This window comes from candidate division WOR-1 bacterium RIFOXYB2_FULL_36_35, from assembly GCA_001771505.1.
GTDB lineage: Bacteria > Margulisbacteria > WOR-1 > XYC2-FULL-46-14 > XYC2-FULL-37-10 > XYB2-FULL-36-35.
In genome coordinates this window covers 13114-36594 of the sequence record MEUA01000016.1, presented here as the reverse complement: position 1 = coordinate 36594, position 23481 = coordinate 13114, and the positions used below count along the sequence as shown (strand labels likewise).

Here is a 23481-nt window from a genome sequence, read left to right as displayed (position 1 = left end):
AGGAGCAATAAAAATGCCGGAATTACGCAAGGATCCAATATCAGACAGATGGGTAATTATTTCAACAGAGAGAGGAAGACGTCCATCGGATTTTGGCGGAGCTTCAGCGCAGGAAGAAAAGGATGATGCCTCAAAATGCCCTTTATGTGAAGGGAATGAAGACAAAACACCACCGGAAATAATCTCTTCAAGAAAATCCGGCACACCCCCAAATACACCGGGTTGGTCTGTTCGAGTTGTTGCCAATAAATTTCCCGCTCTTGTCATAGAAGGGGATGTAAATCGGTCTGGAATAGGAATTTTCGACATGATGTCTGGTATTGGCGCTCATGAAGTTATAGTTGAAACACCAAAACATGATTTGACTATTGCTGATATGAAGGAAGAACAGATTGACAAAGTCTTATGGGCATATAAACAGCGTATTACGGATTTGTCCAAGGATCAGAGATTTCGTTACATTCTTGTTTTTAAAAATTATGGGAAAGCAGCTGGCGCATCACTATCTCATCCTCATTCTCAATTAATTGCGACGCCAATAACCCCTAGATATATAAAATTAGAGCTTACAGGAGCTAGGCAATATTTCCAGGGGAAAGAACGGTGTTTGTTTTGTGATTTAGTAAGACAAGAGTTGGGTTCAGGTGAACGTCTTGTTTATGAAAATGAATACTTTGTTGCATTTGAACCTTTTGCGTCAAGATTTCCTTTTGAAACATGGATTTTGCCGAGACGGCATTATGCAAAATATCAGGAAATATCTGATGAAGAAAGATTACAACTTGCTAGTTGCATGAAAGATATTATGATGAGGCTTAAGAAAACACTTAACGATCCTCCTTATAATTATGTAGTTCATACAGCTCCGAACCCCGTAATAAGACCGGGAAAACCGGATTATTGGGGGACAATCGATTATGATTTTCATTGGCACATTGAAATAATCCCTCGATTGACAAAAACCGCAGGATTTGAATGGGGATCAGGTCTTTATATAAATCCTACTTCTCCGGAAGAAGCCGCAAAGTATTTAAGGGAAATCATATAGTTGAGTTAAAAGATAGAGCGAGGATAACAAAGGAGGGAGAAATATATGTCGCCGAGAAAAAAGGTTGAAAAACCTCTCCTTAAAAAAAAGGCTGTTATTTTAAAAACAAAAAAGACTTTAAAAAAAGTTGTTTCCAAAAAGAAAAAGTCTGATCAAAAAAATATTTCTTCAAAGCCTTTAAAAAGAAAACTACCGAAAAAAGTTTTAACTTCTAACTCCGTTGATGAAACTATCAATCGGATGCAAAAAATAAAAGAGCAGGTAGAAGAGACAAAATTTTATACTTCTTACGTAGAAAGAAAGGAGGCTTTTGATCCTCCTTATAGTTACTCTGACAATAGGATTGTTCTTATGGTGAGAGACCCGTATTGGCTTTACACTTATTGGGAGATTAACGAAAATAAGATAAGAGAGATAAAAAGAGAGTTAGGGGAGAATTTAGGAGGGGCTTCGCTTATATTAAGAATATATAATACTTCCGACTGGAATTTTTTTGATATAGCAGTGGGCTCCCATATTGGAAACTGGTATATAAACGTTGGGAGGCCTAATACTTCTTATTGTGTAGACATAGGATATCTTACTACAGATGGAGTTTTTATTTGTGCGGCAAGAAGCAATGTTGTTACAACTCCAAGAGATTCCATGTCGGATGTAATTGATGAAGAGTGGATGATTCCCGATTGGGAAATGATGTATGCTCTTTCGGGCGGCTTTGGTTTTGGAAAAAGTTCCATGGAAGTAAAAGAGCTCTTTAAAAAGATGCAATTTCCTTCTTCATGGATGTTTTCCGGATCTCCCGTTAAAAAAGAGGGAAAACGCCCATTTTGGCTTGTTGCTAATTGTGAACTGATTGTTTATGGGGCGACAGAACCTACCGCGTCCGTAACAGTTATGGGGAAAAAAATTAAACTTCGCTCTGACGGAACATTTTCATTTCGTTTTCTCCTTCCTGACGGGAATTATGAAATACCAATAGAAGCTATAAGGGATGATGGGGGAGAGCGCCGCAACATAACTCCTATAATCAACCGGAAAACAAAATAAATTGGAAATGGAAACTTCAAAATGACAAAAGGCTATCTGGCATTAGTATTACATGCTCATCTTCCATATGTGCGGCATCCGGAATATGAAGACTTTCTTGAGGAAGATTGGCTTTATGAAGCCATAACCGAAACTTATATACCCCTTTTAAATGTTTTTGAAAACCTTATTTCCGATGGGATAGACTTTAGGATTACAATGTCAATTACCCCGACCCTTGTTGCAATGCTTGCAGATGAGCTTTTGCAAAACCGTTATATAAAACATTTGGATAATCTCATAGAGTTATCGTATAAGGAAATTGAAAGGACAAAGTGGGATGGCCCTTTAAATGAGTTGGCACACATGTACAATCGCATTTTCATCCAGTCGAGGATTGCTTTTGTTGAGCGGTACCACAGGAACCTGCTTAATGGGTTTAAAAAAATCCAGGACGCGGGAAAACTTGAAATTATAACTTGCGGCGCGACCCATGGTTTCTTGCCTCTTATGGAGGTAAACAAGAAGGCGGTTGAGGCTCAAATAAAAATTGCCGCTATTGAATATGAGAAGCATTTTGGCAGACGCCCCAACGGGATATGGCTTCCGGAATGCGGGTATAATCCTTCCGATGATCAAATTTTAAAAGATGCAGGGATAAAGTTTTTTATAACAGATACTCACGGTATCCTCCATGGGTCTCCCAGACCAAAATATGGTGTATTTGCTCCGGTTTACTGCAAAAGTGGCGTTGCCGCTTTTGGAAGAGATGTAGAATCGGGAAAGGCTGTGTGGAGTGCGGAAGAAGGTTATCCCGGCGATTATGTTTACAGGGAGTTTTATCGTGATATAGGCTTTGACCTTGATTTTGATTATGTAAAACCTTATATATCTCCTGATGGTATAAGAATAAACACTGGGATTAAATATCATAAGATTACCGGAAACACCGATTACAAAGAACTTTATGACAGGAAATCAGCGCTTTATAAAGCCGCGGATCATGCAGGTAATTTTATGTTTAACAGGGGGCAACAAATAGAATATCTATATGATTTTTTGGGCAAGAAACCGATTATTTTATCTCCTTATGATGCAGAACTTTTTGGCCATTGGTGGTATGAAGGGCCGGAATGGCTCAACTTTTTAATAAGAAAAATAGCTTGTGATCAAAATATTTTTAAACTTACTACCCCTTTTGAATATTTAAAGGAGAATCCAAAAAACCAGGTTTCAACTCCATCCCTTTCTTCATGGGGATACAAGGGATATGCTGAGGTCTGGCTTTCGGGCTGTAACGATTGGATGTACAGGCATCTTCACAAGGCGGCGGACAGGATGGTTGAACTTGCGCAGAGTTATCCAAATGCGGATGGTATTTTATGTCGGGCGTTAAACCAGGCGGCGCGGGAACTTCTTTTGGCTCAATCTTCCGACTGGGGATTTATAATGAAAATGGGTACGATGGTTGAATATGCTGTAAAGAGGTTTAAGGATCACATTGGCAGGTTTACAAAATTATACGATCAGATAAGATCAAATTCCATTGATGAATCTTATGTAAAAGACCTCGAATGGAAAGACAATCTTTTCATGGGACTTGATTATAGAGCTTATTTATAGAGTTATTGCATTATAACCTTTAATTTCACTGGATTTTAAAAGTTGTTGGGGTGTATAATCATTTAGGAAATACAACATGAAAGCAATAATTTTAGCGGGGGGGTTGGGGACAAGGCTTCATCCTCTCACAATAAATACGCCAAAACCTATGGTGCCGATTGCTAACCGTCCTCTTATGGAGTATGTTGTGGAGCTTTTGGCTAAACATGGCATAAGGGATATTACTGCCCTTCTTTTCCATCAACCTCATATTATAAAAAAATATTTTGGCGATGGCAAATATTTTGGCGTTAAAATGTCTTATATAGAAGCTCAAGAAGATTACGGGACGGCAGGGGCTGTAAAACTTGCCGCTGGAAAATTTAAAGAACCGTTTCTTGTTATTAGCGCTGATCTTATAACAGATTTTGATTTAGCTTATGCTATAAAATATCATAAAGAAAAAAAATCTTCTGCCACGATTCTTCTTACCAGATCGGAAAATCCTCTACAATATGGCATTGTTATAACAAGCAGAGACGGCAGAATAAAAAGATTTCTGGAAAAACCTTCATGGAGTGAGGTTTTTTCTGACACCATAAACACAGGTGTATACATCTTAGATCCAAAGGTTTTAGACCAAATACCGGATAAAAAATCTTTTGACTTTAGTCATGATCTTTTTCCAATACTTATGGAGCAGAAAAAAAAGCTTTATGGACTTGTCATGGAAGGTTTTTGGAAGGACATAGGAAGTCTTGATGAATATGTTAAAGTTCCTTCCGATATTTTTAGAGATACAGGGCCTGTCGTGGACAACACCGCTTCCGTTTCACAGAGTGCGAGGATAGAAGGTTTTGCTGTCATAGGCAAAGATGTTGTCATTTCAGATAATGTTGTTATTATAAATTCTGTCATAGGAAGCAATTCTGTTGTTGGCCAGGGGTCAATAATAAGAGATAGTATTTTGTGGGATGATGTTGAAATTGGAACTCAAGTCAAAATAGATAAAGCGACTATAGGATCCAGATGTAAAGTTGATGATGGAGTAATTGTTGATGAGGGAGATATTCTTTCTGATGATATCAAAATAGGGAAATATGCTGTCATAAAACCGAGGGTCAAAATTTGGCCTGGGAAGATTATTGAGGAAAATTCCATTGTTTCGAGGACTATGGTTTTAAGAGGACGTTATCCCAAAACTATTTTTGGACCGTTTGGCGTTACAGGTACGGTTAATGTTGATTTAACTCCTGAATTTGTGACTAACTTGGGAGTTGCGTATGGTAATTTTCTTGGCAAAGGGACTCATATTACAGCTTCCCGCGATGCCCACAAAGCCTCTAGGATGATTTATCGTGCATTAATTTCTGGAATATTGTCTGCTGGCGTTAATATCTTTAACTTGGAAAATGTGCCAATACCTGTAACCCGTTATGATTTGAAAAGCTCTAAAAGTTTTGGCGGGCTTCATGTCAGAAAATCACCTTTTGATCAGGAAGTTATTGATATTAAGTTTTTTGATGAAGACGGAATGAATCTTTCTTCTACAAAAGAGAAGAAAATAGAGCGCTTGTTTTTTGGCGAAGAGTTTAAAAAAATTTCTACTTCGGATGTGGGAGAACTATCATTTCCTTTTCATCGAGTGGCAGAACAGTATCATGAAGGCGTCCTTTCAAAACTTGAGCTTGGATCATTAAAGAAGAAAAAGTGTCGAGTTGTTATTGACTATGCTCACGGAGCTGCCTCTGAGATTTTCCCTCATATTCTTGGTGAATTGGGTTGTGAGGTTATTACTTTAAATGCTCATGTAGATGAAATTAATATAACCAAAACGAAAGAAGTTTTTGACAGATCCCTAAAGACACTTTCACAGATAGTAAAATCGGTAGACGCTTCTGCGGGGATTATGTTTGATGCTGGAGCTGAAAAACTTTTTATATGTGATGAAAAAGGGAATGTTTTTTCTGGAGATGATGCTTTGGCTATGATTATTTATCTTGTTTTATCGATATATCCAAAATCTACTATTGCTGTGCCTGTAAATACAAGCCTTGCGATTTTAAAAATCGCAGAAGAGTTTGGGGGAAAGGTTTTAAAAACAAAGGTATCTTTTAGAGATATGATGGAGGTAGCTTCTCTCGGGAAAGCCGGTTTTGTGGGTGAGCGGGTGGGGGGCTTTATTTTTCCTGAATTTCAACCTTCCTTTGATGCAATGTTTGCAACATGTAAAATTTTGGAACTTTTAAGTAAAATGGATATCTCTCTTTCTAAAATAGCTTCCAAAATACCGAAAAGTAACATTTTAAGGATGGATATAGTATGCCAATCTGAATTGAAGGGGAGGGTTATTAGAACACTAACGGAAACCATAAAGGAAAAAGAGATCGAATTGGTGGATGGCCTCAAAGTGTATTTTAAGGATAAAAGTGAATGGATACTAATTCTCCCTCATCCTTCCAATCCTACAATTGAAATATATGCGGAAGCTAAGTCTAGCAACCTTGCTCAAAGATTGATTGATGATTATTCTAAAAAAATAAAAAAGATTATCACTCTTTAAATCACTCTTTAAAACTCGACTCGGTAAAAAATATATAATATAATAATTACACTATGAAAATTTTGTATGTTTCTTCTGAAGTTGTTCCATTTGCTAAGACAGGTGGTTTAGCAGATGTAGCAGGGGCGCTTCCTAAAGCTATAGGAGCGCTTGGCCATGATATCAGAATTATAATGCCTAAATACGGCATGATTGATGAAAAAAAATATGATCTTAAAAAAATTTACTCAAAAATATCTATTCCTGTAGGAGATCATTTCGAATTTGCTTCTGTTTATGAAACCAAATTGCCGGGCAGTAATATTACGGTATACTTTGTGTCAAATGATAAATATTTTAAAAGAAAGGGATTATATCAAGAGGATGGAATAGATTATAAAGATAATTGTGAAAGGTTTTCTTTCTTTTGCAGGGCGGTTTGTGAGTTTATAAAACAACTTGGATGGGTTCCTAATGTTTTGCATTGTAATGATTGGCAAACGGCCATTATCGTTCCATATTTTAAATTTAAGTATGATTTCAGAAAAACAACTACAGTCTATTCTATCCATAATATGGGATATTTAGGTCTTTTCCCAAAAGAAGATATACTTCTGACCGGTTTTGGCTGGGAAATGTTTAAGTTTGATAAACTTGAATTTTGGGATCAACTGTCTTTTTCAAAGGCCGGGCTTGTATTTGCAGATATTATAACAACGGTCTCTCCGACTTATGCCAAGGAGATACAAACTAAGGAATTTGGATTTGGTCTTCATGAACTTCTTGATAGTAGAAAAGAGAGGGTTTTTGGAATATTAAATGGGATAGATTATGAAATATGGAATCCTGCGACCGATAAATTAATCCCTAAAAACTTTTCTGGCAATTCTATAGAACTAAAGTATGAAAACAAACAGGCATTACAAAAGAAAAATGGACTTGCTTTAAAAAAGACTACTCCCTTAATAGGAATAGTAAGCCGTCTTGCGGATCAAAAAGGGTTTGATATATTAGTTGAGGCGTTAGATGAAATTATGAAGTTAAATTGTCAGTTGGTTTTGCTTGGAACGGGGGAACAAAAATATCATAAATTATTTGAGGATGCAAAGAAAAAAAATCCTAAAAAAATAGGAGTGAATTTGGGGTTTGATGCCGCGCTTGCGGAATTAATTTATGCTGGATCGGATATGTTTCTTATGCCCTCTAAATATGAACCTTGCGGGTTGGGGCAGTTGATTGCTTTTAAATATGGGACGGTGCCAATAGTTAGAAAGACAGGGGGTCTTGCTGATACTGTCCATAATTATGACATCAAAAAAGCGACAGGAGACGGATTTGTTTTTGAAGAATATACGGCCGAAGCTTTGTTTGATGCGGTTAAACGCGCGGTATTAACTTTTAATAAAAGAAAAGATTGGACGTATTTGATGAAGAAAATAATGCTTTCAGATTATTCATGGGAAGTATCCGCCAAAAAATATGTTGAAATTTATGGCAAAAAATGGAGTTTGCAATAACTGTTAAAGTAGCTGCTATCTCTCCTCATTTTGGCGAAGAACCGCCGATTTCCGGAAGACAAGGGTCGGGAACCATCTTTTTTTCAAACTGTACAATGCGTTGCCTTTATTGTCAAAATTGGCAGATAAGTTGGGAGAAGATGGGAAATGAAATTTCAAAAGAGATTCTTTCAGATAAAATGATTCTCCTTCAAAATGAAGGATGCCACAATGTAAATCTGGTTTCTCCGACTCAATATGTAAACCAGATTATAAACGCGGTGAAAATCGCAAAAAAAAACGGGCTTTGTATACCCATTGTCTATAATACCAATGGATATGATTCTGCGGAGACAATAAAAAGGCTCGAAGGAATAGTTGATATTTATCTCCCTGATATGAAATATTCAGATGATACTGCGGCTTATAAATTTTCAGGGATAAAAGACTATGTTAAACGGAATCGTGAAGCCATTTATGAAATGTATAAACAGGTTGGAAATCTAAAACTTGATGATAAAGGGATTGCAATTAAAGGATTAATAGTGCGGCATCTTGTTTTACCGGCAGATTTGGCAGGGAGTTACGATTCTTTGAAATTTCTCGCCTCAATATCCAAAGAAATCTGGCTCTCTATCATGGCGCAATATAGTCCATGTTATAAAGCAAAAGATCTTCCTCCTTTGGATAGAAGGATAACATTAGAAGAATACCAAAAAGTTCTAAAATGGGCCGATGAATTGGGGGTTGAAAACATCTTGGCTCAAGAGCTTGAGAGTGCAGATGTTTTTCTGCCTAATTTTAAAAAAGAGATCCCTTTTCACTCGTAGTAGGGTTAAGAGAAAAAAGTTTCCTCCATTTTAAAGTTGTGTAATGTCCTTGTTTGACGGTAGTATATCTATATAATATTTGATCCATATATGGTGGAATATCACTATTATAATCAATACTTGAACCGGCAAAATATTTACTCCCGTCAACTACTCTTTGAGGGTTTTGAAGTATGCGATTCCTTATTGTTTGGTTATTCCCGAGCATCATGTAAAGAGTTTCCAAAGAATATGCTATTTCCCTTCGCTTGCCGGGAGTGGCCCGCTGCCAAGCTTTTACCACAGGACGCATAATTTCCGGCACTTCGAGTTCCTCTTTTCTTTTTTGTGATGTTTTATCATCTTTAGTGTCTTTGGGGGATGGTTTTTCTGATGCTCCAATTTTGCTTTTTTTATATGGAATCAACTTAGCTGCCAGGAATCTGTAAATATATGCTGCAGAGACCAAAAACGCAAGTGATAGAGCAGTACCTCGAAGAGTTTTTGATAATTTATTTCTACTATTTGAAGAGATAAAATGTTGCTGCGAAGGATTAGGATCGGTAAAAGCAGCCACAGAAAATTCAACCGGCAACCCATAGAATTTTCCCATTTCAAGTGGCAATGGGATTGCTATATAGGCGTGTGAACCTAAACTTGTTACAACCCCATCTTCGGGGACATAAAAACCGTTTATCTTAATGGTAGGGATCTTTTCTATTCTTAAAGAATTGTTTCCTATCTCTGCCATTTCTGCGCAGACGCCTCCCCTATAATCAATAGCTGTTTTTAGGTATAATGCCCCCCCTCCGCAATAACCATAATGGGAGAGCGTTTGAATAAAACCTAACTTAAGTTTTTGCTGAAAAGATTTATAATGATGATAGCTAAACATCTTTCCTATGTTTTGTCGTATCGTTTCAATAGCAGTTAAAAGAGGCATTTCTTCTAACTTAGGGCTTAATTCTTTCCAGTCTCTTGCTACTTCTGGAAAACTTTCTTCTAATTCATCTAAAGTTAAGACAGGCTGAGTTAAAGTGTCATATAATTCTTTCCCATATATGTAAGGGGCTTCTTTTCTAAAATCAGAAAGTTTAATATGTGCGATTGCAGGGGGAGGGGTATCTGAAACTTGATATGTGATTGTCTCTTTGGTTGAAGAAATAATTCTTCCTCCTGTTATATGAAGTGGGGAACCTAACTTTATACCATTTGTGGCTCTTGCTGATATAAAGCTTTCCCCTTCTTCTTCAAGGGATTTTGCCGTAATTTCAGGAATTGGGGAATAACCGCACGTTGAAGGATTGACTTTGCCTCCTATACTTCCCATTAAATAGGCATTTCTACCTGCAGGTGGTGGGTTTAAAGTTAAAAGATTCTGTTTTTCTGCGTTACTGTCTGCGGCCCCTGAATTTAAATCAGAGGTGTCATTATTTCCTAGCTCTTCTGACTTGTGACTTGATTCTTGAATAAAATATCCAAAAATGAACATTAATGAAGCAATTAATCCGCCCCAGATTAAAGTTCTGAAGGAAGTTAGCTTTCTTTTTATTCTTTGCAGCAAAGATGGTTGAAGTGTCGGTCTATATTCTTTGATTTTAGGATAACCTGTAAAAGCCTCTATCTCTGCCAGCTCTTCTAATGTTTTATTTGATGGGCCAAATGCAAGAAAACATATTTCTTCTATTGATGTATCAAGAGGTCCGTAAGATCTAAGTTTGATGTACATGCTTCCCTTTCCCATCAAAACAACACCATGCTTATCTAATGTGCTACAAAGGAATTTATTTATATCTCTTTGGTATATATTTGTTTTATCTGATAGCATTTTTGATAACAATACATAGGCAACTGTATGAGGTTCAAACTTTGCGGATAAAAGGGAAGAATAGTCTTCTAGTATTTGGCCTCTCTCTTCTTCGGTTATCAATAAAGCTTCCGGCATATCTTTTCTTTCCAATTCGACGCTTGCTTTTTCCAGGCTTTTTTTCTCTCTCTCATGCAAACTATCTGAGTTTAACGCCTGTTTTATTCTATCATTTATAAAATCAAAAACCTCTTTCCATCCATTTAATTTTGCTAGTATTACCAGAGCTTTAAAGGATTCTTTTCTGGCTTCATCATCTGTTATGGCAAGAGTTATTTTCAATAATTCATTTATAAAATGAGGAGGTGTTTTTCTTACGGAAGCCTCCTCTTCTACTATTCTCCCTTTTCCTGAAAGTTCTTGGATTGTTTCAGCTGTTTTGTCTGTTATTGGTGATTTTAATTGTTTGTCAACATTACATGCCAGTAATTTTTCGTCAATAATTTTATCCGGCAGATAGACTCTTTGTAGCATCCGATATGACAAATTTCCTAAAAATAATCTGAAATAATGAAGATCCCAAAGCATGCGTGCTTCATCAGAAAGTTTCAAGCAATATTTCCCCGTAGATAATTTTAGATTTTGGTGTTTTCTCCTTTCAGAAGAATCAACAACTATAGGTTCAAATTCACTTCCCGGGATACTTGCCATTAAAGCTAAATCTTTTTGGGTTGTGTTATTAAACCTGGAAACTAGCACTAATTTTGATCCTGGAGAAAGATTTTTTCTGACAAGATTTTGTCTTGCCATGGAAACAAGCGGAATATTCCCTTCTTTTTCTTGAAAAGATAAAATTGAGCCTATTATTTTATTTAAATGGCTGGGGTTTGCGGATAGGGGAATATAAGTATGGTCTCCTATAACAAGCATAACTCTGTCTTTTTGCACAAGGGCTTTTTGAGCTAACATTCCCACTAAAACCGATAAATTTTCCCTGGTCGTCTCTTTTAAAAGCCTTGGATCAAGAACTATTACAACATTCCTGCTTTGATGTGAAGTTGATTTATTTATTGCAACTTCTCCTCTACTTGCTATTTTTGCAGTGGCTGTTTGATTGACCCTTTCTCCCCTTAATACAGTAATAGGTAGAGTTTCAATCCGATCAAAATCACCTCCTCCCTGTGAGCCCCCGCCTCTTAGCCCTAGATGTATTCCTCTGTTTGTAAAACTTCTACTGACTTTTGGTTTTCTAGATTGCCTGCTTGGAACAATAGTTTGAATTACGCCTGCTATTTTAGCTGCCTGTCCTATATTAGCTGGCATAAAATGATGCTGTAAGGTGGGGGTTACAAATGCGCGGCAATCATAGTTTTCTATGAAATTACTTATTAAGCTTCCTGCAAGTGATTCATTAAGGGCAAACAATTCTTCATGATCAAATAGATAACTAAATATTTTTTCACTCCCTATTTTGGATAAAGCTTCTAGTGCGCCAAGTCTATGAACAGATTGACGATTAGGGGTATTAATAATTTTTAAAAGGATATCTTCAGCCTGTTCTTTTTCTTGGCTTAAAGCTAAAAGCTCAGCTATTTTTATTTTGCAAAAATGATCAGGATCTTCTTTGTGTAATTGGATAGTTTTTCTTATTTCCTTTGTACCTATTTCTCCTATTTCTGCCAAGGCTAATGCAGCATCTAATTGATGGATAGCTAATGAGCTGAAAAAGAGTTCATATAATAATTCTTTTGCAAGAACCAACTTCCCAAATTTGCATAAGATTTTTGCAAGTTCTATTTCATGCGAGGTTGATAAGGAGTGCCTATATCCGGGGGGAGTTAAATTGTCTATATAAATAATGCCATTTTCCGCAAGAAGTTCTGTTGCTGCAAATTTTATGAATGGTTCTGAATGATGTTCTGATAAACATGACAGTGAAGTAATAATTGGTTGTGCTCCAATTAATATTCCCTCTCTTCTGGTTATTCTTTTTATCCCTTCTAATGCTCTTGATCTTACAAAATAATCATTATTATTAAGAAAATTTCCAATTTTGGCGAGCGCTTTTTCTGCCGATTCAAACCCCAAAGCAAAATTGATAATAGTGAGATCTATGTCAAAGACAGGATTAAACATAGAAATTGCCTTATCAGTGAAAGCTAAAATTTTTCCCCTTATCTCAGGATTTAAAGGTGGTTTTCTGTCGAAGTTAAGCTTAAAAGAAGTACTTCCTTTGTAAGGAGAAGAATCCCAAAGACTACCATTTATTCCTCGAGGTTTGTTTATATCCATTGTTTTCCTACATATATATCGTTAAAAAGAGCTTGAAATTGCCGGGAAATTAGGTTGTGGTTGGAATAAAGCTTAGGGATTGGCGGGGAAAATATTCCCTCTGTTTAAAATATCTTGCGGATCGAATGTTTTTTTAATCTTTATCATTTCTTCAATTCCTTTGTCTCCATACATCATTTTTAAATAGTCGTGTTTTATTTTGCCAATTCCGTGTTCCGCGGAACATGTCCCGCCAAGCGATACCCCTTTTCTTACAAAATCGGCAATAATCTCTTTTGCCAGAGGAATATCATTTGGAGTATTGGGGACCAAATTAACATGCAGATGATTTTGTCCAATATGTCCGAACTTTACATGAAATAGCTTATGGCTTATGGCTGATAGCTTGTCGTTGTAAAAATTGATCATCTCCATTAATTTGCCGTCGGGGACTGCGATGTCGCTTGCGAACTTAATTGAGTGGTGTTTTTTAAACTTTTCATTGATGTGCTCTGCCATACTGTGACGAAATTCTTTAAGTTCTTCTTTTTGTTTGTTGGTTACACCAAGCCATGATTTTTCCATATCAGCTCCCAAATTTTCTAAAAGCCTGGCCCACTTATCAAGATAGGTATTTTGTATCGATTCCGTAATTTCTGTTTCCATATAAACGGCTGTCGCGGCATGAGAAGGAAGTTTTGGATAAGAAGGCCTAAGGAGGTTAAGAGCCTTATTGTCAAAGTATTCCAATTTTAAAACATCAGTTTCAATTCTTGCCTTTTCAACAAAAGTAATGGCTGTTTCCTCATTTAGGAAGAATACAATGATGTCAAAAGTATCATGAAAGTTCGGAATAAGCTTAATTTCAATTTCTGTTATAACTCCAAGAGTCCCTTCTGATCCGATAAACAGGTCTATCATCTCCATTTCGGGGGTGGAAAAATAACCGGCAGAAGTTTTGGTATTTGGCATTTTATAATTAGGAGTTTTAATGCCATACTCTTGTATTTTATATCCTCTTTTTATGTCAAGAGTTTTTCCTGAGGTTAAAGTGACTTTTATTCTTTTTATCCAATTTCGGGTTGCTCCAAATCTGAAACTCCTTGCCCCTGAAGCGTTTGTAGCCAGGGTTCCTCCAATAAAGGCAGTCTGTTCCGTAGGATCAGGGGGGTAAAGGAGTCCCAGTTTTTTTGTTTCACTTTCAAGTTTTTCTAATGTTACAGCCGGTTGTAATAAAGCAGTCTTTTTGGTTGGGTCAATGTTTATTATTTTATCAAGTTTTTCGGTGCCTAATATCCATCCGCCAAAAGGGATACATCCGCCTGTCGTTCCTGTTGTTCCTGCAGAAACTGTCAGCGGCATTTTTTTTGAATTTGCTTCTTGCAGAAGGGAGGCTATCTCTTTTTCATTTTCAGGCAAAAACAAACCTTCCGCATATCCTCCTTGCAGGTTGGAGCTATCTTCAAGATATGATTGAATTTCTGCTTGATCGGTTTTCTTTATCATTTAAAAATTATAGCATGACTTTTGTATGTAGTTTTTATAAGAAATTTTTTTAGAGGAAGGCCGATATCATATATATGAGAATCTCATCATCATTTCAGCTTGCAGAATATATCAACTCCGGATATTTATGTAGCTACACTATTCCATTAAAAAGGCTTTCTTCTTTGGATAGAAAACAGAGATCTGGCAATCTCCCTGTTTCAAGAGGTGTTAGCATGGTTTCTAATGTATCCGAAAGTTTACAGCTTTTAAAATATGAATTTCCAGACAGTAAAAAAGAGATGATTGTTACTGTTCATGAGAAAGCCATTTTAGATGATATTTTTTACGGAAAAAGGGATACTCATTTATACGAAGCTGAATCCTTAGATTCTAACATTCTTTTTTCTCAAAAGGATGTTTTAAAAATAGATACGCCCTCGGTTTTGGCGTCAGTTAGTAATTCCGAACATCAAATTCCGCCGTTTTTGGTGGGGAATGAATCATTGGGAAGGTTTACAAAAAATATACTAAAAAAAGATGTTGAATTTTTTATAAGGCAATTTGGGGTGGAAGATGAGCTTGAGGGGTTTATGGCTTCTTATGGTAATATACATTTGCTCAAAAATTTTAATGGCAAGGTTTTGAAAGGGGCAAATCATTTTTATTTGATAGGAGGGGAGGACTTTTTTACAAAAAAACAGAACTTCAGTTTTTTGTTGTCAAACCCTCAAAGCGGAACAGTAATTGTTTTTTGCTATTCTTTGGAGCATTTTAGGTTTCAGGCTTATACTTTTCTTGTAAATTCATCTTCAAATGAAATTACGGGTTTTTCTGATCCTGATAAGCAGTGTCTGTTTGAAGATCTTGAAAGTTTTCTAAAGGCTTTAAGTTGTGATAAGCAAATAGATATTCAGAAAGGGATTGACGCTAATGCTTATCTTGCCTCTTATGCCTTGGCAAAAGTTTTAGACGAACATAATAGGTGGCCTGCGAATTGTGATTTGGATGTCTACTTAAGTAAAGTCCCTAAATATAATGGGAAGAATTTTCTTGATTATGTAAGGTTTTTTTTGGCAAAAGAAGATAAATCTCCTCTTCTTCTTGATATTCCAAGTGGAAGAGTTCAGATGATAAAAGATATTATTAAGATGGGAAAAAAGTTTAAGTTTTTAAAAGATGAAGATGTAAATAGATTATGGGCTGTTGATATAAGTTTGGATCTTTCGGCTGTGCCGCCGGGCGTCAGTTTTTCTAAAGAGGATGTTTTTACTAGTTCAAAAGTTCCTCAAGCTTCTGTTGTAGTGTGTCATGATCTTCTTTGTTTATATCCAGATTCAACGCGTTTATTTAAATCGATTTGGGATAGGACAAAAGTTGGAGGATATGGTTTTGTTCATAATTATGGATATCCCAACCTCCCTACATATCTTTTTGGAGAAGAAAGATTCCATATGGTATCATATTATAATTATTTGCATTCTCTTTCTTTACGAGGGAAAGGATGTTTTGTTGAAGCTTATGATTCCGGATGGTCTTTTTATAAGGATAGAGAGCATTTACCTGTTTATGGATTAGATGATAATGATATACTTGGCATTCCTGCCCTTATAACGCCCGGGCATATTTTATATATTCCTTTATTGCATAGGAGGAACAGATGAATAGCCTACAAGGAATAAAAACAATAAAATTTAATGTATTAGATTTTACAAGCTCATTTGTTGTTAAGGTTAGAAAACGTTTTTCTGAGGATATTGTATTAACAAATAGAAGTACAAAGTTGGTGAAGGGGCAGGGTGGGGAAATATTAAAGAGAAGAAAAGGAATTGATTTGTTTGGTATATCTAATTTATTGCAGGGGGAACACCTTCCTACGGCAATTTATGCAAATCGCATAAGAAAGGAAGATCTTGATTTCCTGGAAAAAGAAAGAGAGGCTGCGGATGTATTGCTGCTAAAGAGGTTTCGAATGAGGAATGATAAGTTGCCTGATTCAGTTGATATCTCCTTTGATGTAATATGTGAAGATGCCGGAATATATTTTGAAAATGAGGAAATTATTCTCTCAGGCCAAGATTTATTAAAGCTCTATTTATTTTTAGGCGAGCATATATTGGCAAAGAGAAATCTCTTTTTATCTATTGAAACCGAAGGGCGTAGATTGTTGTATTCTTTGTTGACTGATATGGAGAAGCGTGAATTGATCGACTCAATGTTTGTTGTCGAAAAGGGTTTAGCTGCTATAGAGGATGTTCGTATAATAAAAAATATAGTTGAAGTTTTAAATGACGAGGATATTAGTCTTTTTGTGGAAAGACTACATTCAATGAATTTATTGGATAGAGTGTGGGGTTTGGGGGATGATAACCTTAAAAAGCTTTTTGTATCCTTGTCTTATGAACAACTGGAACAGTTGGGCAAAGAAGGTTTTTTTTCTTTGAAAAGAGATTTGGTTCGCATTCAAAGAATGGGTATTAACTGTAAGTCTTTTTTAAAATATTCTGAATTTGCTTTGGACAGTACTGAGTTTTTAGATGTCTGGGATATAAGAGATGATAATAGATTAAAACGGGTATATCATCTTATGTCTTTTGAGCAACGGGGGAAATTACTTTCAAATACCAGAAGTAATAAGGATTGTATAAGATTGTTTAACTTATTATCCAAACTGGAGCGTATGCAACTTTTTAGAGGGGGACAGGGAGGAATGCAATGGCTTTTGATGAGGCCTTTGTTTGAAGAGAACCGCATAATTGATTTAATCGCGGTTTTGGATTTAGAAGATTTCCAATGTTTTTGGGAATCTATTCCTGTATCGTATAAAACAGATAAAGCAGTTTTTAATGAGTTGTTTGCAGGTGAAAATAATCGTATATTGGGGCTAATGTTTAGATTTTTGCCTGATACTGATCGTGGTATGTTTTTTCAATTATTGGATTCTGACTTAAGGCTTAAACTGTATGCTCAATTAACCGGAGATTCTGTTTTTGATTTTTATGAAATGGAGCTTGCTGCTTTCTGATTTGCCTCGCAAGCAGATATTTAAATTCCGATGGTAATATCAATAATATTTTTATCAATTAGAGTCTCCCGCATTCAATATATATTTGGTTGGGGTTATTTAGCAAAATAGATTCTTTGGGATAATCTTTCCAGGAAACCGAATAAATATTACTTTTATATATCCAATGAGGCAGTTTTTTAATTGTATTTTTTAATGGGTGGGAACTTCCAATACCCAAGGCAAAAAAATCATAAGAGTTCTTTTCCTTGGAAAGCAAATCAATAAACCATTTCAAATAATTTGAATTATTGTCTTTTACAAGCCAAAAAGATAATGTGAAATAATTTAATATAGATCCTGGCACGGGAAGGTTTGGATAGCCAAGTAATGTTAGAATTTTAGAGAAGAAATAAAACCCTTTATAAAGGCCCTTGTATCCTTGTAAAATATATTGTTTAAATGAACGTTGATCCCAACAAAAACCACAAGCTAATAGTTCACCCGTAGTTTTATCTATTAATAAATAACAATCATTTAGAAAGTTTTTTAGAGTTGGGGCGACTTCTTCTATGTCAGGGAATAATTGGTATTTTCTGCCAACTTCATTTGCAAACTCATAAAATTTATTTTCATCAAAATCAAGGGCAGATACCAAGACAATATTTTTTGGGACATTCAATATTTTTTTAGTAGTCTTGATTGAATATACTTCAAATTTCTCTAATAACTTGTAATTTGGCAGGCCTTTATGTGACCTTGTTAAAAATTTTTGAGCCTTAATATTATCATCAAGTATAGATGTAAATATAAATTTAACTTTGTGAGTCATCAGAGATTTTTTTATATAGCTATAGATTAAAGGAATTGCTTTCCCTGCTTTATTGCGGTATTTTTTGCGACATCTCATTCCAAAAAGATAAGCTACTTGTTCTTTTGTTCCGTGTAAAAAATATTCATTTATAGCATAGGCGCCAAATCCGACAATCTCCAAACTGTTTCGCCTGCGGCAGACGATGACTTCAACAATCTTTCCTTCCTGCATCATCGAAAGATATGCGTTATCTCGTCTAGTAAAAGTTATTTCTAAGTTGCCTGGAGCTGATTCTTCTTCATATATATTGCAAAGTTCAAACCCATCACTTTCTTTTGCTGGTTCAATTATGTAATGATCTGTTTTGTCATTATTTTCAAACATATTGGCCTTTAAAAATCTTATCCCATGATAAGTCGCTGGTCAATAATTGATATTTTATATCACCTTCTTTTTTCCCTCGACTAAGGTGATTTTTTATGTATGTAGTAAGTCCTGACCCATGATTAATTAAAAATATGCGAAGAGGCTCAAGTTGTGACATGTTTTGAGCATGTAAATAATAAAAATTAGATCTCATTTCATTTTCAAAAACCTGCTTTAAATGGGCAAAATTATAATTGTGGTAGTTTTTAGGCTCAAGAAACAAAGTATAGGCAAGTTTGCCTTCTTTTATAGATGGGCTAACCAGCTTAAAAATAAAATCATAGTGAGTTAAACGGTTGAAAATTTCCTGAATATGTTCCTCACAAACTTTTTCTCCAACCATATCAACAATGGCTGTTTCACGACCAATAAACTTAAGAGATGGAATTCTCCCTATAAAATCAGTCACCTCTACCGTATCGTGTAATTTGTATCGATATAGCCCGCCATCTGTTGTTAAAATAACTGTATATCTTTTGTTTCTTACAATTTCCCATAATGGATAGATTTTTTTGTTTTCAATATCTTGAAATTCAAAAAAATGGGAACGATAAGCAACTGGTTTTAATTGTTTTGTAAACCATGGAATTGTTACTATTCCTTCAGTTGAGATAAGCCCTTTTTCCTCGATTTTGACTTTTGGAAACAAGCCCTTTAATTTATAAGCAAATGTGGCTGAACTGCCATCTGTCCAGCAACTTATAATTTTGAGTTTTGGCCAAATTTTTTGCCAGTTATTTTTATCTGAAATATTTATTGCAGACAGCTCCTTAGCTCTTTTCGGGTTTGGTTTGAGCTTGGAAAATAGTAGTTTACGGATTACAGGATCAATCTTAATTTTGTGGCTTATGGTTCCTTGCGCAATGTCTTTTATAATTTGATCATAATAAAATAACAGTTTTTCTAGCTTTACTATAAGAAAAGTCGGGCTCCAAATTGATATCAAAGACAAGTCCTTCGCACAAATCATAAAAAGCAAGGTAAGATATTCATGCGCAATAGGATCGCTAATTTTTTGCAGCATAACGGGAGTTGCAAAAAGCTTTTGTATGAAGTATTTCTTGACAGCTCCAAAATATGAAGAATCTTCAGTAAACCCGACAGATATTTTTTCGCTTTTAGCATTTGAAGCTTTTGTTATAGGACTCATTGACCAATACTGTTGACCTGTTAAAATAGCTGGACATCTCAAATATGAATTAAACAGCCAGACATTAAGTCCTTTTTGAAATCGGTTTTTTATTTTTTTGTTAAATGGAATAAGTTTGCTTCCTTGTGTTGTTCCGCTTGTTGGTATTAACGTTTGAATTGGGTTTGAAGTTAAAACAAAACCATCTCCTTGACGTATTTTAGAAATGTATTCGAAATAATCCTGGTATTCCGTTAAAGGGAGCATTGTAAATTCTTTATATGACTTTATTTTACTGAAATTGTATTTTTGCCCATAAATTGTTTTGGTGTTTGTGCTTAAGATGTTTTTTAATAATTTCTGTTGGACTTGTTTTGCTGATCTGCTAAATAAAAAAAACAGGCTCCATTCATATAGACAGGAGAGTAAGATAATAATATTTACAAAGAAATAATAAACAGCCATGTTACTTATCTATGCTGACGGGATATTTTTTTATGTATCTATAAAATAATCGATTAATAATATTTTCTTTTTCGATACTTGTTAGACAAACTAATTCATCACCTTTGTGATAGTTGGGATTGCGTCTTAAAAAGTAGCAAACATTGGGATCCTTTTTCTTGCCCGGAGGGACAACTGCCATCTCCGGCCTTAAAAAATCATTTTTATCATTGGACAAAACCAATCCTTTCTGAGAATCGTATCTATCACCAAATTTTTTTGTGCATATACTATTCATTAAAATACTAATTTCTTTTGGTGTTTCTATGTTATAAGCCGGATAGTATTGTTTGAAATATAGAGGCAGAAAGCGGTATGTTCTGTATCCTTTGGTAATTAATAGCCAGTATTTTTTATGATCTGGAAATAGTTGGCTTATGTATTCTATAAAATTAGAAAATCCTATGACTAAAGCATTTGTATTCCAATATTCTTTCGAAACCAATGTATCCCCGCTAAATAGAACCAGAACGGGAAGAGATAAAATCTTATCAAAAATAAGTTGAATGGTTGAGTATCCTACAATTTTATTGTAAATATCTTGGATAATAATGCACCATTGTTTTTCCGTAAAATCTTTATTGAACTTTTCGAATGTAGTATTGTCAAAATATTGCAAATGGAGAGCAAATATCTCATCTTTTTTTTGAAATGATATATTTGCACATTTTTTTATGGTTATTATTGTTTTATTATTGGTCATTAGCGTCTCCAAAAGGCAAAAAATGCCTGCTATCTGTCTCTCGGTTAGCAAATAAATTGTTAGCAAAATAAATGAAAAGGAAAATTATATCTTGCCAGTAAACCCTAAAATTAAAACTTCTTTTAATAATTGATGCTAAACTGAAAAACTTGTAACGGTATTTATAACATAATTGTTCAAGTTTTTCTGGAGTAAGATTTTTTGGTTTAAAATAGATATTGCCAAAATAGCAACCGGAATCAAGCCACCATTTATTAAACAATAATTTGCCTTCTCTCTTTAATTTTTCATAAAGGCTTGTTCCGGGGAAGGGGACCAAGTGATTAAAAGCGGCATAAAAAAGTTTGTTTTTTAAAGCGAAATCATATGCTTTCTTAAAAGAATCGGGAGTGTCATTATATCCGAATATAAAAGTTCCGTAGATCGCCATTTTGTGCTTATGAAATTGGGCTACAACTTTTTCATAACCGTTTTGGACATTATTGACATGTTTTCCCATTACTTCCAAATTTTCTTTATTTAATGATTCAAACCCAATTAATACTCCGCGACAGCCGCTTTTTTTCATCAGGGCAAGTAGTTGGTCATCATTGTGGATATGCATTGACGCTTGACTTATCCAATTGATTTTCAATGGAATTAGCCTCTTAAACAGTTCAAAAGCAAAATTTCTATCATTGACTATGTTATCGTCCACAAAAAAAATCCTTTTTGCCCTGGTGCGTTTTATTTCATCAATAATATTATCAATTGGCCGAGTTGAGTAGGTACGTTTGTAAAAAGCATTTATTGAACAGAACTCACAATTAAACTTGCATCCTCGTCCTGTTTCAATCAGGGTGACAGGGAAATACTTTTTATCCTTAAATAAACTTCGGTCAGGAAAAATATTGTTTAAACTCGTTTTTGTAGAGGATTTATAAAATTTCTTAAGTTGTTTATTTTTAAAATCATTTAACAGTATTTCCCATATTTGTTCAGCTTCTCCAATGACTATGGCATCTACATGTTCTGCCGCCTCTTCCGGCATAAGAGTGGGATGATATCCTCCCATTACAACAGGCACATTTCTTTGTTTATATTTTGCAGCAATTTGATAGGCTCTTTTAGCCGTATAAGTTTCAGCATTAATTGCTACAAGATCTGTCGATTCATCATAAGGTATCTCTTCAAGCCGATCATCATAAAATTTCTTTTCTATTTCAGGTGGGGTTAAAGAAGATAAAATTGCAAGTCCTAATGGCTCCATTATCCATGAACGGACATAACTTTCTGATTTTTTTTTGCCTACAGCTGGCATAATAAATGTGATTTTCATGTTTTCCAATCATTTTCCATATAAGCTGAATTAAAACGATGATGTCCCCTTGCATAAAATCTATATCCTAAATTTGCCAGTAAAGTATATTCCAAAAAGGCCCTTGAACAGGACAATCTTTTTAAAATATTTTTTAAGGAATAAGCATTTTCCCAACACCATAGATGGCCGTTTTCAAGCTCTTCAACTGCCATCCCCTTCGGCTTGAATACCACATGTTGGGCATCATAAAGAGTCCAGTTTTCCGTAAGAATCCTAGCTTCTTTTTTTAATCTGTTGAAAAAAGGGGTTCCCGGGAATGGAGTGCATATAGTAAAACGAGGAAGATCAATGTTGGCTTTGTATACAAAGTCCATGGTTCTTTTAAAACAATCTTTGTTATCTGTTTCCAAGCCATGCACAAAACAGCCCATTATAGCAATACCTCGCGAATGAAGTTCTTTAACCAGTTTATAATATTTATCTACACTATTAAACCCCTTGCCCATGGCAACATTGCTGTCTTGTGATAATGTTTCAAAGCCGATCAGCAAACCGAAGCATCCGCTTTCTGCCATTGCGTCTAGTAACTCCTTATTATCGACGATGCGCGTTGTCGCTAAACCTCCCCATCGTTTTTTTAATGGTTTGAGCGCTTTATAGAGGTTTATTGAATATAAGGGATTTTCAACAGGGCTTGGGTCAAGAAATGTAATATACTTCCCCTTCATGTGAGATACTTCATAAACAACATCTGCGATTGGGCGATGTTCGTATTTCCCCTTGCAAATAACCGGCGTAACGCAAAATTCACAATTATTAGGGCAGCCAAATACGGCTTGAGTACTGTTTAATGTAATAAATGGTTTGTTGGAAAAGCATTTTTTGTCAGGAGATGGTACTTTTGAAAAGTCAATTTTCTGGGGGGGATAATAAAAATCCTTTAATTCCCCTTTTATAAAATCCTTTAGTAATTGTGGCCATGTTTCATAGGCATGTCCTACCACTACCGAATCTACATGCTCTTTTGCTTCTTGGGGCATAAGTGTAGCATGCGGTCCCCCCATTACAACAGTAATACCATTGGAACGGAAGTAATCAGCATAGGAATAAGCCCGTTTTGATACTCCAGTAATGCCGGTTAATCCAACGATATCCGCAATTATTGATTCCTTCTTGATTATTTCAACGCTTTCATCGAGAATTTCGACTGTCGCATTAATTTCCTCTGGAATCAAAGAGGATAATGTAACTAAATTCATGGGGGCATATCTTAAAAAAAATGAAAATACACCTGTTCTATAACGATATAATCCCGTTCGCGGAGAGATAAGGGTGATTTTTATTGATTTATTTTTTGTCATTATCAGGTTTGAGCGTTATTATCAATATTCCACACTTTTATTATATCGATCAAAAAGAAAGTGTCAAGAAAATTGAATTTATTAAAATCTTCTTGCACACATTTTTGTACAGTGCTATAATTAATCAAAAGCTATAGTACTTAATTATAGAAGT

The 23481-nt window shown here is 35.3% G+C and carries 15 protein-coding genes; 8 read left to right on the top strand and 7 right to left on the bottom strand.

What is annotated here, in order from left to right; genetic code table 11:
* The first annotated feature begins 13 nt into the window (after window positions 1–13).
* The 6 genes from A2290_06880 to A2290_06855 all read left to right on the top strand — a co-directional run bounded on the left by A2290_06880 (window position 14) and on the right by A2290_06855 (window position 8544).
* Window positions 14–1048 carry a galactose-1-phosphate uridylyltransferase gene (locus A2290_06880; protein ID OGC15957.1) on the top strand — a complete coding sequence of 345 codons (1035 nt, stop codon included), beginning with the start codon at window positions 14–16 and terminating at the stop codon, window positions 1046–1048.
* A gap of 45 nt (window positions 1049–1093) precedes the next feature.
* Window positions 1094–2095 (top strand): hypothetical protein, encoded by a 1002-nt coding sequence (locus tag A2290_06875; GenBank protein OGC15956.1) that lies wholly within the window; start codon window positions 1094–1096, stop codon window positions 2093–2095.
* Between the two features lie 21 nt (window positions 2096–2116).
* A complete protein-coding gene (locus tag A2290_06870; protein OGC15955.1) occupies window positions 2117–3697 on the top strand; it encodes a glycoside hydrolase in 1581 nt (526 codons plus the stop codon).
* Window positions 3698–3773: 76 nt separating this feature from the next.
* Window positions 3774–6239 (top strand): hypothetical protein, encoded by a 2466-nt coding sequence (locus A2290_06865; protein OGC15954.1) that lies wholly within the window; start codon window positions 3774–3776, stop codon window positions 6237–6239.
* A gap of 53 nt (window positions 6240–6292) precedes the next feature.
* A complete protein-coding gene (locus A2290_06860; GenBank protein ID OGC15953.1) occupies window positions 6293–7735 on the top strand; it encodes a starch synthase in 1443 nt (480 codons plus the stop codon).
* The gene (locus A2290_06855; protein OGC15952.1) at window positions 7720–8544 is read left to right on the top strand and encodes a hypothetical protein; all 825 of its coding nucleotides are present in this window, start codon (window positions 7720–7722) and stop codon (window positions 8542–8544) included. The genes A2290_06860 and A2290_06855 overlap by 16 nt, the downstream gene beginning before the upstream one ends.
* Here the strand turns inward: A2290_06855 and A2290_06850 are convergent.
* Window positions 8516–12622 (bottom strand): hypothetical protein, encoded by a 4107-nt coding sequence (locus A2290_06850; protein ID OGC15951.1) that lies wholly within the window; start codon window positions 12620–12622, stop codon window positions 8516–8518. The two genes, A2290_06855 and A2290_06850, sit on opposite strands and share 29 nt — an antisense overlap.
* A gap of 72 nt (window positions 12623–12694) precedes the next feature.
* On the bottom strand, window positions 12695–14107 hold the full coding sequence (locus tag A2290_06845; GenBank protein ID OGC15950.1) for a hypothetical protein: 1413 nt from the start codon (window positions 14105–14107) through the stop codon (window positions 12695–12697).
* Between the two features lie 74 nt (window positions 14108–14181).
* On the opposite strand from A2290_06845, the gene A2290_06840 reads away from it, so the two are divergent.
* Together A2290_06840 and A2290_06835 are read left to right on the top strand one after the other, a co-directional pair.
* Entirely contained in the window at window positions 14182–15750 is a 1569-nt protein-coding gene (locus tag A2290_06840) for a hypothetical protein (protein OGC15949.1), read from the top strand.
* Window positions 15747–17111 (top strand): hypothetical protein, encoded by a 1365-nt coding sequence (locus A2290_06835; GenBank protein ID OGC15948.1) that lies wholly within the window; start codon window positions 15747–15749, stop codon window positions 17109–17111. The genes A2290_06840 and A2290_06835 overlap by 4 nt, the downstream gene beginning before the upstream one ends.
* A gap of 58 nt (window positions 17112–17169) precedes the next feature.
* Here A2290_06835 and A2290_06830 read toward each other — a convergent pair whose 3' ends face one another.
* Genes A2290_06830 through A2290_06810 form a run of 5 tightly spaced genes read right to left on the bottom strand, consistent with a single transcriptional unit; the run spans window position 17170 to window position 23327 of the window.
* The gene (locus tag A2290_06830; GenBank protein OGC15947.1) at window positions 17170–18288 is read right to left on the bottom strand and encodes a hypothetical protein; all 1119 of its coding nucleotides are present in this window, start codon (window positions 18286–18288) and stop codon (window positions 17170–17172) included.
* Window positions 18281–19924, bottom strand: a complete 1644-nt coding sequence (locus A2290_06825; protein ID OGC15946.1) for a hypothetical protein — start codon at window positions 19922–19924, stop codon at window positions 18281–18283. Before A2290_06825 ends, A2290_06830 begins: the two co-directional genes overlap by 8 nt.
* A 1-nt stretch (window position 19925) precedes the next feature.
* Window positions 19926–20666: a hypothetical protein gene (locus tag A2290_06820; protein OGC15945.1), complete on the bottom strand. Its 741-nt coding sequence runs from the start codon at window positions 20664–20666 to the stop codon at window positions 19926–19928.
* Complete coding sequence (locus A2290_06815) at window positions 20656–21984, bottom strand: hypothetical protein (protein OGC15944.1); 1329 nt, start codon at window positions 21982–21984, stop codon at window positions 20656–20658. The genes A2290_06820 and A2290_06815 overlap by 11 nt, the downstream gene beginning before the upstream one ends.
* Window positions 21981–23327 (bottom strand): hypothetical protein, encoded by a 1347-nt coding sequence (locus A2290_06810; protein ID OGC15943.1) that lies wholly within the window; start codon window positions 23325–23327, stop codon window positions 21981–21983. Before A2290_06810 ends, A2290_06815 begins: the two co-directional genes overlap by 4 nt.
* Between the last annotated feature and the right edge of the window lie 154 nt (window positions 23328–23481).

Bases quoted from the DNA above. Each gene is read 5' to 3' on its own strand.
- A2290_06865 (OGC15954.1), top strand. From the start codon at position 3,774: ATGAAAGCAATAATTTTAGCGGGGGGGTTGGGGACAAGGCTTCATCCT.
- A2290_06810 (OGC15943.1), bottom strand. From the start codon at position 23,327: ATGACAAAAAATAAATCAATAAAAATCACCCTTATCTCTCCGCGAACG.
- A2290_06875 (OGC15956.1), top strand. From the start codon at position 1,094: ATGTCGCCGAGAAAAAAGGTTGAAAAACCTCTCCTTAAAAAAAAGGCT.
- A2290_06840 (OGC15949.1), top strand. From the start codon at position 14,182: ATGAGAATCTCATCATCATTTCAGCTTGCAGAATATATCAACTCCGGA.
- A2290_06830 (OGC15947.1), bottom strand. From the start codon at position 18,288: ATGTTTGAAAATAATGACAAAACAGATCATTACATAATTGAACCAGCA.
- A2290_06835 (OGC15948.1), top strand. From the start codon at position 15,747: ATGAATAGCCTACAAGGAATAAAAACAATAAAATTTAATGTATTAGAT.
- A2290_06820 (OGC15945.1), bottom strand. From the start codon at position 20,666: ATGACCAATAATAAAACAATAATAACCATAAAAAAATGTGCAAATATA.
- A2290_06850 (OGC15951.1), bottom strand. From the start codon at position 12,622: ATGGATATAAACAAACCTCGAGGAATAAATGGTAGTCTTTGGGATTCT.
- A2290_06860 (OGC15953.1), top strand. From the start codon at position 6,293: ATGAAAATTTTGTATGTTTCTTCTGAAGTTGTTCCATTTGCTAAGACA.
- A2290_06870 (OGC15955.1), top strand. From the start codon at position 2,117: ATGACAAAAGGCTATCTGGCATTAGTATTACATGCTCATCTTCCATAT.
- A2290_06855 (OGC15952.1), top strand. From the start codon at position 7,720: ATGGAGTTTGCAATAACTGTTAAAGTAGCTGCTATCTCTCCTCATTTT.
- A2290_06845 (OGC15950.1), bottom strand. From the start codon at position 14,107: ATGATAAAGAAAACCGATCAAGCAGAAATTCAATCATATCTTGAAGAT.
- A2290_06815 (OGC15944.1), bottom strand. From the start codon at position 21,984: ATGAAAATCACATTTATTATGCCAGCTGTAGGCAAAAAAAAATCAGAA.
- A2290_06880 (OGC15957.1), top strand. From the start codon at position 14: ATGCCGGAATTACGCAAGGATCCAATATCAGACAGATGGGTAATTATT.
- A2290_06825 (OGC15946.1), bottom strand. From the start codon at position 19,924: ATGGCTGTTTATTATTTCTTTGTAAATATTATTATCTTACTCTCCTGT.